We start from the raw sequence: 12,640 nt of genomic DNA, 5'->3' as shown, positions 1-12,640 counted from the left end.
AAAAAGGTTTCGGGGTTAGCTGTTCAGGACATCAAAAATGACTTTGTTGTGGTAGTTGCGGCGGTTCGCGAGATCGTCAAAAATTTCTGGCCCTGCCGACAGTGGGAGCTTATCGGTGATGAGGGGCGCGACGATCAACTCGCGATCCAGGTGCTTGAGCACGGTGGTCCAGTCATCCACGCCCACCGGCGTGATCTTGCTGTTCCAAGTGCCGTGGATTGTCAGTTCCTTGCGCAGGATGTTGGAGAAGTCCTTCTCGCCGATCTTGAACTCGCCAACAATGTTACCCATGAAAACAACCTCGCCAAACATGCCCGCGACTTGCAAGGCCTGTAGAAAAGTGATCGGCAATCCGCAAGCTTCAACACTGCAATGAACGCCCTGTTGGTCGGTCATTTCCAGTATGGCCGGCACCGGGTCGACTTCTTTGGCGTTGATCGGCGCGAAGCCCATTTCCTCGGCGAGCCGAAGTTTGCGCTCTTCCACATCGACGATGAACACCTGCGAGCAGCCATGAATTCGAAGCCACTGCGCCGCCATGTTGCCGATCGGACCCGCGCCAAACACCACCGCATCGCTGCCCGCCTGAATGTTCATTTTGCGAATCGCATGCAGAGCGACCGCCGCCGGCTCCGTCATCGAAGCATGCAGCAAATCGACATGATCCGGGACGGGAAACAAGTTCCACTCGGGAATACGCAGATACTCCGAAAAGGCGCCATCACGGCGCGAGCCGTAGTAATCATACTCGCGCGACTGAGCGTAGTTTCCAGTTTGATTTGCCGGATCGGTATCCATGTTCTTGGGGATCAGCGGAAACACCGCCACCCGATCGCCTTGCTTGAAGCGACCATTCGGCGCCGGTTCTTCGACCACGCCACTGAATTCATGGCCCATGACCAGCGGGTAAAAGTAAGCTTTGCCACCAAAGCCACGCGGGATATCCGACCCGCAAATGCCGCAGGCCGCAATCTTGACCAACGCGGTGGGCCGCTCGTCCGGCGCCTCCGGCAAAGGATGTTGCTCGGTGTAGGTGAGTTGTTGATTGGCTTCGAGAACCAGGGCTTTCATCTTAAACTTTGTATTGCAGAGTTAATATAATGTTCCAACGGGAGGCCTTTGCTTTCGCTGGCAAATTAGTCCCAGTTGATGATGACCTTGAGTGAGTCCTTGTCCGCTGCGCGCTGGATCGCTTCAAGGATTTGCGAGTGGTGGAAGCGTTCCGACTCATTGGTCATTTTGTCGAGCAAGGGCAGCTTCTTCCCGTTGATCATGTCGTGCGCCAAGCCAATGCCATGCATGCTGGAGCCGTGCGTGGCCTGGTAGCATTGCAGCTTGTAGTGAATGTCGTTGTTGAGGTCGACTTCGTGCGCGATGCGCGGCTTCCCCCCGGCGCCTTTCACGCCGGCATGTGCATCCAGCACCGTGCCATAGCCGAGCAGCTCCGTCGCCAAACGATAGCCCGCCTCAGCCGGCGCGTTCATCATCACGAAGTGTGGCTCGTTAAACGGTTGGCATTCCGCCAAAGTGTGCTTCACCACATCCTCGTCCCAAGCAACGCCGACTACGCGCTCGTCTCCGAAGTCACGCAGCACGCGTTGCAGGCGCTCCATGCCGCGATTGATCAACACCACCTTGCGCGCCTTCATCGCCAGTGCGCACTGAAGAGCGTAGGTGCTCTGCGAACCGGCGCCAATCAGTACGACAATGCGGTTCTCAATGCAGTTGTTTACGCGAGTCATCCCCTCCAGGCCGCAGCCCAGCGGTTCAAGCTGACAAGCATGATCGGGATCGATTGACGGATCAAATTTTACGATCGGGCCGAGGTCCACAAACCAGTCCGGTAAAATCGCATGCGTGCGGGCAAAGCCGGGAAACTCATGCCCCGTCGCCTGCGTGTTTGGGCAATAAGTCCAGTCGCCCGAGCCGTGGTCGCCGCAGTAAATGCAGTCGCGGTCGCCACAAGGGATATCGCACCCGATGCCGACCAAGTCGCCCGGCGCAAACTTGGTCACGCCCTCACCTACCGCTTTCACGGTCGCACTGACTTCATGCAGGATAACCGCGGGCCATTGCTTGATGCGCGGCAAGCCGACATTGTAGATCACCACGTCTGACTGACAGACCGAGGTTCGGCGAATGCGGATGCGTATTTCGCCTTTGCCCGGATCCGTAATGGATTCTTCCACCGGCGTAAAGCTACCGCCTGGTCTATCCAGATAATAAACAAGATTCTTCATTTGGGTTTCAATGATGGCCGCAGGCGCGGCTTGCTAAAAAATTCTGGCGGTAATCCCACTTAGGCGGTGACCAACTGAGACTGCTGGCCTGCGACAATCGCGGCGTTGAGCTTCGCCAGGTTCTCTTTCCAACTTGCTTCGCGGTTGAAGATGCTGCTCGTGCCCGCCACGAGATTCGTAGCACCCGCCGCCACCATACCGGGAATGTTGGCAAAGGAAACATTGCCATCGACTTGAATTGGCAGATGACCGTAACCACGGGCATCCAGATAGCGACGGCAGTCCGCGATTTTGCGCAGCGAGGCCGGAGTCAATTTCTGCCCGGCAAATCCCGGATTCACGGTCATGATGAGGACGTAGTCCAAACGCTCCAGCGCATACTCCAGCGTCTCCAGAGGCGTGGCGGGGTTGATCGCCATGCCGGCCTTCGCACCTTGGTTGCGGATGGCCTCCAGCGAACGGTCCAGATGACGGCTCGACTCAGCGTGAATCGAAATCTGATGCACGTTCAAACCTGCCAACTGCTGGATGAAAAAATCGTTGTCCTGCACCATCAAATGCACATCGATCGGCAGCGCGGTTTTCTTCGACAGCTCGGTGACCATCGCCAAGCCCATCGGCATGTTCGGCACGTAGTGGCCATCCATGATGTCCATGTGCAGCATATCCACGCCCAGCACTTCCACGCGGCGCAGATCATACTCAAAGTTGAACTGGTCGACGCACATCATCGAAGGCGAGACCAAAACTTTTTCGTCAAAGTCCGTGACCGAAACCGGCGTGCGCTCCACAATGGATTCCGTCGGCGCGGACTCCTGCATGAAGTTTTCCTGCAGGTAACTCAGCGACTCGCGAAGCTGTTGCTCGAGCTGGAAATCCGAATAATCGCGGCCCAGCTTAGGCCCGCCAATTTCCAGATAACAGTGCAATGTATCTACGGGAATCACCTCGGCATTTTCATCGATGATTTGGCGGAACGTCGCGACATCGATGATGCCCTTAGCCAAATTGGCCGGCTCGAAGCCAAAGGTCGAACCGTAGTTCTCATCAGTGTTTTTCAGGTGCACTTCATAGAGCCACGGCAGCGACGCTTTAAACAAATCAATGTGGCTCACGCACTCAGAGCGATCGGCGCTCCAGTAGCCGTGGGAAATGTCGCTGCAGTACCCGATGCTGGCCGTGGTATCCGGGTTTGCCCGGTGGTAGGCGACGAGGTCCTCGGCCATGGATTGCATCTCCGTTGGCAGGGTCGGCGGCTCCGCGAGGCAGGACATTGGCTCAATCGTCAGCCACTGAATCCCGCGAGCATGCGCGTAGTGCATCAGCTCTTTCATGTGGTCCAAATAACAGCGAAGCCCCTGCTCCTTTGCGCCTATCAAATCCCGAACGACGGCACCAGGATTCGAGCCAACTGCGGGTGCTCCCAGCAGCGAGGCAATTTCAATGTAGCGTTCGTAGTTGCGGCGGGCAACGGGAGCCCATTGCGGATCTTCTCGGAAAAAGCCGCCCAGCTCGCGATGTGCGGTGAAGCAGCTGTCGATCGATACGCCGTGATCCGCCGCCTGCCTCCGCAAATCGATAAACCAAGAATCCGGCAACTGATACATCTCGAAGAATGAGCCCAGTTGCAGCGAAGTGACGCCGGTGTCCGCCATCAGACGAAACAACCAAGGGAAGGAGTAGCGGTAATTGATGGGGTCGGATTTGATGCCGAGTTGAAGATTCATGATGCCTACATTTCACCAGAAACCGGGCAGGAGATGGAGCCGATTTGAATCTTTATTGAGCGATTTTCATTCACAACCCTGACTCATGGCGTCATATATGGCTCAAAATGAAAAAAAGAGAGCGACATCAGCGACTGCTAAATTTGGCCAGTGAACTAGGCTTACTCTACCAGGACAGGGCGATGGAAGCTACCCAATCCAGCCGCGCCACCATTCGCCGTGACTTCGATGAACTGGCGGACAGCGGCGCCATTGAGCGCATTCGCGGCGGCATTCGGGTCGCGAATCGCGAGGGAAATGTCCCCTTCAATTTGCGCGAGGTTCAACATTCTGACGCAAAGTCGGCCGTTGCCCGGCGCGCATGTCGCTTTATTCAGGCTGGCGATGTGGTGTTTATCGACGGCGGAACGACCACCTATCACATGTGCTTTCACCTGCCGCGTTTGCCACTGCGCATCGTAACGAACTCCCTCCGCTTGTCCGCCTATCTCGACGATGCTTCCACGCGTTTTCCAGATTGGGAAATCTACCTGACCGGCGGGAAAGTACAGCACGGCTCCAACATGTTGACCGGCCCGGGCGTTCTTCACAGCCTCGGCTTTTACTACGCCAACTGGGCATTTCTCTCCGTCGGCGGCATCGCGGCGGACGGGCTTTACAATACTTCGGAAGCCATTGTGGAAACCGAGCGCAAGATGATCGAGCGCAGTGACCGCACCCTGATTCTGGCAGACCAAAGTAAGATCGGCCAACGTGCCATGTGTCGCGTATGCGGCATCAAACGAATCGACTCGCTCATCACGGATAAGCCGACCGGCGTTTCGCTCGTGGAAAATGAAATGCGCGAGGCTGGCTTGAATATTGTACATGCATAGGCTTTGCAACGGGTGTAGATTATCGGTAACGCTTGGTTTGAGCGAGGGCGAAACATCATCTATATACAGGCCTTGCGTCGACTGAAACTGCTGGATGTGAGAGATTGCAGCGGCTACCTGCGGCCGGAGCATGCGCCGTAGGTTACGCTTTTTCTTAGAGGGCGTCTAAAAACTCAAGTGGTCTTCGTCGGAGAGCGCCTCCGAGGCCAAAATATCATTTCTTCATCTCGACGAAACTTGTTTCGCCTCACTTCAGAAGCCGAAATTTTGCCTCTCGAATACATCTCGCCGACTCGATCAGACTTTTTAGACGCCCTCTTAAGGCGGAATCGTCTAAGTTGAAATCGTCAAGCATGACTACGAATAAGCTTTGCGTGGCAAAGTTACTTTCAATTCAGAAGTAGGAATAATGTTCCACGTCCACTGCGTTGATTTTCGCTAGCGGTTGCTCATCCTCGTTTTGCTTACTCCTTGTTAATCCCCAACCCCTGCTTAAATATGTCTAAACGCTCGATCCCCGTGGGGCTCTCTGCTGTCGCACTGTTCTCTTTCGCGAACTATGGTGTCGCGCAAACTCAGGAACAACTCACCGCCGAAGAGGCGTTTCCCAGTGACTTGTCCTTCACCGATTTTGACTTGGTCTTCGAAGACGAATTTGACCTGACAAACGAAAACGGCGACCCGATTCTCGACTCGTATTATTGGACCGCAGAAGAACGTGAGCAGTCCAGCCCTGCATCGAAGCGTGGCTCTTTTCCGCATCCCGAAGCTGTCCAGGTAATGGCGGACGGCACGGTGGTGCTCTCTGCTTACCGTGATGAATCCACGGCTCGCGATCCCAATGGCGAGCTCCGTAATGGCGTCCTGACTTCAAAGGAAAAATTCCATGCTAGCTATGGCTACTGGGAGGCCACCATTAAGTGGGAGAACATTGCCAGTGGGACCGCGGCAGCCTTTTGGATGATGCCTTACGCCACGCCGAATTCACCGGAAGCTGGTGCCGAATTGGATGTGATTGAAATTCGTGGACGTCGCGCTGGCGGCTATTGGACCGATGATGCGCAGCCCTTTGATGAAGTGAATCATGTCAACGGCTTCAACTATCTGGCCGACAAGACGACGGGCGAGATCCTCAACATATCGCCGTCTTCCTATGACAGCGCCCTGCACAAGAAAATATACGACATCTCTGACGACTTGAACTTTGGCGTTCACTGGGATGGCTATTCCGCGAATCAGAATTCCATCTGGGCCACGCTTCAGCCCAATGGCGAGGGCAATTCGTTAGTCGATGGCGCATTCCACACCTATGGACTGCTGTGGACACCCGCGGGCTACACACTCTACTTCGATGGTGAAGAGGTCCTGAGCATTCCGCGAGAGGATGACCCCGCAACACCCGACTTCAACGAGAGCTGGTTGAGCACGGAAAAGAACGCCAACGATGCGACCCTCATTTCCTATACTTACCCCAAGAGCGGGCTGACAAAAACCAACTTTGCAGCAGCCGATGAGAAGGCTGTTAGCCAGGCGCTAGAGCATTTAATTCTTTCCATCGAAGTCCGCGACCCGGACTATGCATCGCAGGATAATTGGGTGGGGCCACTTTACGAGCTTGGCCCGCAAGGCGACCCAGCGAACACGAAGATGATCGTCGACAGCGTACGCGTGTATGAAATGAAAAGCCTGCAAGCGCAACAATCTCCAGCCCAGCCGAATGCGATTGGCGACTCAACATTCATTGCCGCCGAAGATTACGACAACGGAGGACAGGGCGTTGCATTCATGGATCGCTATGACTCCGGGCCAGACGCTGTATTTACACAGGCTGAGCGCGAGGCGCATACGCCGGCAATCGACATCGCTGACTTTGGCGGCAGCGATTATTACATCCACTCTTTCTCAGGCCGGGAATGGGTGGAGTACACCGTATCGCCAACTGCGGATGGCTACTACGCGGTGTCGGTCGATGCGGGCAACCCTGCGATCAACTATCCAACTAGTATCGAGAATGGCAAGGCGCGCACTACGCTCCTGGTTTCTGCGGATCACGATGCGCTTGGCAAAATCACCATCGACGCCAGCACGGAAACTGCCACAGGTAAAATTCGCCATCATGCCTTGCCGACTCCAGTTGGTATCTTCGGCCCCACCGTCATGAACGTGCAAAGCGTGAATAACAGTACTGCACAAGCGACAGTGGATGGAAATACGACTAACATCAGCTTGGATACTTACTTCGATGGATTGCTATTCCAATACCTGGGTAACGTGATCGAATGTCGCGAAGCGGAGGATGCCACGGTAACAGGCAACATCTCCAACGGTGGCGAATACCTGGTCGGTTTTAACAATGCAGGCACGGTTGAATTTGACGAAATGCCTGGCTGGGATGGCGGTGACGCCCAGCTGCTGATCCGTTACTCGGTCGTCGACAACGGCGCGAACACGCCATTCCTCAAAGTCAGCGTAAACGACAACATCGTACAGGAGGATTCCGCTGATCTTAAGCTCGCACTTGAGCCCGACGACACACTCTTCGACAAAGGCTACGAGCGAAATTATTATCGCTACATCATCGTTGATATTCCCGCAGACTTCATGGTCGCGGACTCGGTGGATACCAACGGCGACCCAGTTTACGCGAACAGCATTCAAATCATTTCCGATGGCAGCTCCAATGAGGAAGTTCGGATCGACTGGATTGCACTCGCATCGGAGGTGAGCACTGGCGAAACCATTTCTCTTGAAGCGGAGGACGCGACACTCGCGGGCAGCGCTTTTGTTGGGGGTGACGCCAGCGCCTCCAGTGGTCAGTTTGTCAATGGCCTCTGGAGCGTGAATTCCGCTGTCGAGTGGACCGTAAACGCTACCGCCACAGGTGACGCCACGATTCGTTTAACTTACGCCTACGATAGCTCCGGTGTCACCACCAACCGCTCAGTTGTAGTGAATGGAACCACGGTCGCCTCGCTTACATTCGATGGTGACAATGCCAGCTTCACAGGCGTGGCCACCGCCACCATTCCGCTCAATGCGGGTGCAAACACCATTTGGATTGGTCGCTTGGGCAATGACGCAGGCGGCGTCGTGAAATTTGATGTGCTCGATGTGCAAATGCCCGGTGGCTCTGCACCGCTGGATCTCAAAATTCAAGCGGAAGCAATCAATGCTCCAACCGGCGATGCATACAGTGTCTTATTGGGCAATGCTACGATCAGCAATAACGTGAATGCCGACGAGGGCGCTTTCGTGGACGGGCTGAACCAGGCCTTTGCCGGGGTGGAATTTTACTTGCCTGACTCAGTACCCGCTGGTCCCGCCTCGCTGACCATCAGCTACGCCACCTTTAGTGGCGGGACAGTCACCAAGGCCGTTGAAGTCAATGGCACGGTTATCAACTATGGGTTTAGCCAATCAAACTCTTGGACAGACTTTATCGAAACCGATGCCATAAACATCACACTCAAAGGTGATGGCAGCGACACGATTCGTATCTGGCGTAAGCACGTGGATACAGATGACCAAGGCTCCCTGCGCATCGATTACATCATGCTAAGTAATTAACTACTGCACCGAATGCGCCCAAGTGCTTTCCCACGGCAATTCACCTGAGTTGACTAAGATCATCAAAATCAGCGCCCGCCACGGGATTCATTATGTGTAACTTGGCTGCAGGTCGTTAGAGATAACATGAAGTTGCCAGTTGATCGCGTGTAGCTAAGCGGTTTCAACGTAAAGCGCACGCGAGCGGGCAAGTCGCATGTGCTTCAACACAACGCCTACTTTGCGTAAGCATCGCGAGCTAGATTATCCAAATACGAGTCCAAGGCAATTGTCGCTTGGCCGTCCGGCGAACCGAAACCGATCACTTCATCGCAAGCGATTGAAAAGTTGTAAGCTCCGTTGGTTTTAAGCAACAGCAGCACTTCCAACTGACCATTCACCGTCGCTCCTTCTCGGCTTGCCTGCGCAAGTAACTCAGGATCTAAAACCGCGTAGGACTTACCTGCGGTTTGGTGAAGCCCCAACACTTCGACGGGTGAGCCCGGAATCGGGTGCAACGAATCAAAAGCCTGGATGCTATCAATCTGAGACGCTTCTACCGAGTAGTGTTGGCCGTTACGCAGGAAGACTATTTCGAGTGCTTTCATGATTCAGTATTTCGTGTAGTTCAGTGAGTGTGTGATAGATTGGTTCGCCGCTATCCAACATATCGGGCAGCTTACCATGACGCCACAGCAGTTGCACCGCGCAGCAATTACTTAAAGCGGAGAGCGCGTCCGCTCCGGTGAGGTCGCCACAGGCAGACTTAATCGCTAGCCCTTCTTTCAGGTGGATATCTCCAATACGTTCATCACCCTGCACGACCTCCAACGTTCCACAGTATGAGCGAGCGTCGGCAATGGTTAGCAGATCGGTCAGCCAGCGAGGATTCATCGTATTGATTCGTGAAAGATCGACTTCGAAGACCAGCTCCGGCTCCTCATCTGACTCGTGTCGCTCCTCTACGCCAGCATGCCGAATAAGCGATTCAACATCGACGACATACACCATGCTTTTCCCTGAGAAAAACGCATGACCGCACTGCATCGCACTATTGGGCGTAAACACTGGGATCGGGTGTACCGAAATGTTTTCAATTACCTCCCGCACTTTGCCGGTAGGCAGCTTTACCTGCTTGGACCCGAGCTGGATCACCAATTCAAAAGCGCCAGAGCGTCCTTCAAAATAGGGATTCACCAGGCTCCGCTCCATCCCGCGATCAGCATCGCAACGCTCAATCAAGGTGACGTAATCGATATCGATCCCGAAAACAAAACCGCTATCTTCAAAGGTCAAAAATTTACTTGTCGATTGCATGTTGAATTGAGGTTAGGCGATTAATTCAAGGGCGCCGTTCGCGATTTCGATAATATCTTTTTTCGAAAACGGCTTGCTGATGCATTGCGTTGCCCCAAGCGAAATTGCCTGGTTTACATGCTTGCTCGATGAACGGGAAGAAATCACCACAATGGGCGTTTCCGAAGTGCTCGGCCTGCGGCGCAGTTCAGGAATCAACTCCAGGCCATTGAGGCGCGGCATCTCCAGATCAGTAAAGATCAAATCGAAGTGTTGGTCGCGCGTGCAGTTTATCGCTTCAATGCCATCATTCGCCGTTACCACATCTACTTCCAGATCGCCGAGGTAGTCCGCACAGATTTTACGAACGCTCAGAGAGTCATCGACGATCAGTATACGCGGCTTGATCGCGGTAGGAGCAAGTGGCGTCTGAATTTCAACCGAATGAGTGTGCTTGATATTCAGGCTATTCACCAATTTCGCGAAATCGACAATCGGGACAATCGCCCCATTGCCATCAATCGTGGCCGAGGTAAACAGCGGGTGCGCCCCCAGCAATGAGCCCAGACTTTTGATAACCACGTCCTGCTGGTAGTTCACCGCATGCACTTTGAACGCGATTTGCTCATCCTGCATTCGGGCAATCACGAGCGCCCCTTCATCAGCGGGCAGAGGCTCAACACCAAAGACATTGCTCATGTCGTAAACAGGGATAAGCACATCGTCGTCGATGAAAAAGACTCGACCCTCCTCATGCTTAATCTCCACATCGCAAGCGCGTGCCACGCGATCCACGGAGTTCATCGGCCACACATACTTCGATTCGCCAACCGTCAAGAAGACGCCTTGGTCGATAGACAAGGTCAGCGGCAAATCGATGTGAATCATGCAGCCTGTGGAGCTTGAGGTAATCCTTAAAGATCCACCCAAGCGCTCCACCGTTGACTTGGCGACCTCCATGCCGACGCCACGGCCCGCAACTTCGTCAACCGTATCGCGGGTCGTGAAGCCGGCAGTAAACAGTAGGTTGATGATCTTAGACTCATCGGTTTCTCCTTCGCTGATGAGCCCCTTGCGAACCCCTGCGCTGCGGATCTTCTCCATGTCAAGGCCGCCGCCGTTGTCAGCGATCTCGAAGTGGATTCGCCCACTGGCTTGGCGCGCAGTGATCTCAATGCGATTCCCCTCCGACTCCGGACCAAATGCATGCGCCACGCTATTGCGCACTAGATGCAGGAAGGCATTGTAGAGTTCATCTAAAATGATTCGGTCGAGAAGCGTGTCGCCCCCACTTGTCATAAAACGCACTTCACTCTTCATTGCGATGCACGCATCGCGGACCGATCTATCCAAACGGTTAAAAAGTAAACTCACCGGCGCCAGGCGCGCCCGCGAAACGTTTTCCTGAATCTGGCTAACGTAGCGGCCCAGCGTCGCCGTTTCCTGAATCAGATTCTGGTTGGAGCGCACGAGCTCACGGATCGTCATATCCGTGTCATTGCCGACTTCCGTAATGCGACGGCTCAGGATATTGAAGTCGTCGTATTGGTCGAACTGGAGCTCAGTGAACTCCGATTCGGAAGCGGATTCTTTATCGAGTGCGCTACGCAGCGCACTTAGTTCAGTCGTGTAGTCGAAACGCTCAGCAAAGCCGGAGATAACCTGATTCAAATTCTTGCGCGAGTCTTGAAGGTCGCGGCAATACTTGGTCATTTCCTCCAAAGATAAGGACATGCGATTGCGGCTGATCAACAGCTCGCCGATCATATCCATCAGTGAATCAATGAGCTTCTGATCCACCCGAAATGAGTTCCCGCCATTTGTGTTGGCTGGCATGGGCACATCCATCGGCGCGGCAACCGTCTTGTCCACTTGCGGCACCTCCGTAGCGGATTCAGTTGTTTCGCCAGAAGCGTCCTCGGTCAATGAACTCTCCAAACCGATCAGCTGCCCATTGATCGATTCACAATCGCTGGGCAAGGACGCGTCTTCGCTCTTACTCTGCGCCTCCGACTTGAGTCGCATAACCAAGTCACAGCATTGCAAGCTAACGCTGAAGAATCGCTGACTCGCACGGGAAGGATCTTCGCGCAGAATATCAAACACGCTCTCCAGAGAATGCATCAAGATGCCGATACGACGCATGCCCATACTGTTTGCCGCACCCTTCGTCGAGTGAGCAAGGCGGTAAACTTCTTTGTTCGACTCGACGTTATGCGGGTCCTTTTCCAGCGCCAGCAGATGCCGCTCCAGGCCTTCCATATTTTCGTCCAACTCTTCAAAGAAATACTTGAGCATCTCTTCGCCTACGGGATCGTCGATGGACGGCTCAAAACCTACCGGCAGCGGAGCCTCAGCCTCTTGGGCCGGCGTTTCCGGCTGTACCGGATTCAGCAATTCCTCATCACCGAACTCGGAAAGGAAATCCTCAAAGTGCTCGACATTACCCGAATCGCTCTCGCCTTCATCCTGCGAATCATTCGAGTAAAAGTAGTCGCCATAGGCGGGTTCAACCAAGGCAAAGAAATCATTAATCTGCGCAGTGGACTGGGAAATATCCGTCGCCTTTAGGTCCACTTCCATCTGAGCCAATAGCCCATCGATGGAGGCCACGAAATCAGCAATCTGTCGAAAGTCTTCTTTGCGATTCAGCGCAAAACTACTGCCCACCTCACATAGCCGGTGGACACGCTCAGCCAGATCGAAGGCCAAGTCAAAGCGAATGGAACCCGCGGCGCCGCGCAGCATATGCATCGTGCGCATGGCTTGGCTGATAAAGTCCTCCGGGCGATGCTCTTTCATATTCAACGCGCCAGTAAACTGCTCGCGGGCTGAAGTCAGGTCACCTAGGAATGATTCCAAAAAATCGGGCGACTCCAGCAGCTCGGGGAATGAGTATTCTTTCCTCTCGATCATGGTAGGATACAGCTAAAAGGTTAATCGTAATAAAGTGAGT

8 protein-coding genes are annotated in these 12,640 nt (G+C 54.2%); 2 read left to right on the top strand and 6 right to left on the bottom strand.

Going from position 1 to position 12,640, the window contains the following annotated elements; genetic code table 11:
• Positions 1–15: 15 nt before the first annotated feature.
• From RBB62_RS01885 to rpe, 3 genes are all read right to left on the bottom strand, one after another.
• Entirely contained in the window at positions 16–1,071 is a 1,056-nt protein-coding gene (locus tag RBB62_RS01885) for a galactitol-1-phosphate 5-dehydrogenase (RefSeq protein ID WP_309396469.1), read from the bottom strand.
• A 65-nt stretch (positions 1,072–1,136) separates the two neighbouring features.
• Positions 1,137–2,240, bottom strand: a complete 1,104-nt coding sequence (locus RBB62_RS01880; protein ID WP_309396467.1) for an alcohol dehydrogenase catalytic domain-containing protein — start codon at positions 2,238–2,240, stop codon at positions 1,137–1,139.
• 59 nt (positions 2,241–2,299) lie between these two features.
• The gene (rpe, locus tag RBB62_RS01875; RefSeq protein ID WP_309396465.1) at positions 2,300–3,967 is read right to left on the bottom strand and encodes a ribulose-phosphate 3-epimerase; all 1,668 of its coding nucleotides are present in this window, start codon (positions 3,965–3,967) and stop codon (positions 2,300–2,302) included.
• Between the two features lie 107 nt (positions 3,968–4,074).
• Between rpe and RBB62_RS01870 the strand changes: the two genes are divergently transcribed.
• Both RBB62_RS01870 and RBB62_RS01865 read left to right on the top strand, forming a co-directional pair.
• Positions 4,075–4,842 (top strand): DeoR/GlpR family DNA-binding transcription regulator, encoded by a 768-nt coding sequence (locus RBB62_RS01870; RefSeq protein WP_309396463.1) that lies wholly within the window; start codon positions 4,075–4,077, stop codon positions 4,840–4,842.
• Between the two features lie 498 nt (positions 4,843–5,340).
• Positions 5,341–8,409 (top strand): CBM35 domain-containing protein, encoded by a 3,069-nt coding sequence (locus tag RBB62_RS01865; RefSeq protein ID WP_309396461.1) that lies wholly within the window; start codon positions 5,341–5,343, stop codon positions 8,407–8,409.
• 215 nt (positions 8,410–8,624) lie between these two features.
• On the opposite strand, the gene RBB62_RS01860 is transcribed toward RBB62_RS01865, so the two are convergent.
• From RBB62_RS01860 to RBB62_RS01850, 3 genes are read right to left on the bottom strand one after another with little or no spacing between them, the layout of a single operon-like run.
• Positions 8,625–8,996, bottom strand: coding sequence for a chemotaxis protein CheW (locus RBB62_RS01860; protein WP_309396459.1), 372 nt, complete (start codon positions 8,994–8,996; stop codon positions 8,625–8,627).
• The gene (locus tag RBB62_RS01855) at positions 8,965–9,705 is read right to left on the bottom strand and encodes a hypothetical protein (RefSeq protein WP_309396457.1); all 741 of its coding nucleotides are present in this window, start codon (positions 9,703–9,705) and stop codon (positions 8,965–8,967) included. Before RBB62_RS01855 ends, RBB62_RS01860 begins: the two co-directional genes overlap by 32 nt.
• A 12-nt stretch (positions 9,706–9,717) precedes the next feature.
• Positions 9,718–12,600, bottom strand: a complete 2,883-nt coding sequence (locus RBB62_RS01850; protein WP_309396455.1) for a hybrid sensor histidine kinase/response regulator — start codon at positions 12,598–12,600, stop codon at positions 9,718–9,720.
• Positions 12,601–12,640: the final 40 nt, after the last annotated feature.

Source organism: Cerasicoccus maritimus (assembly GCA_031296935.1).
Taxonomy (GTDB): Bacteria; Verrucomicrobiota; Verrucomicrobiia; order Opitutales; family Cerasicoccaceae; genus Cerasicoccus; species Cerasicoccus maritimus.
This window is presented reverse-complemented; position numbering and strand designations above follow the sequence as displayed.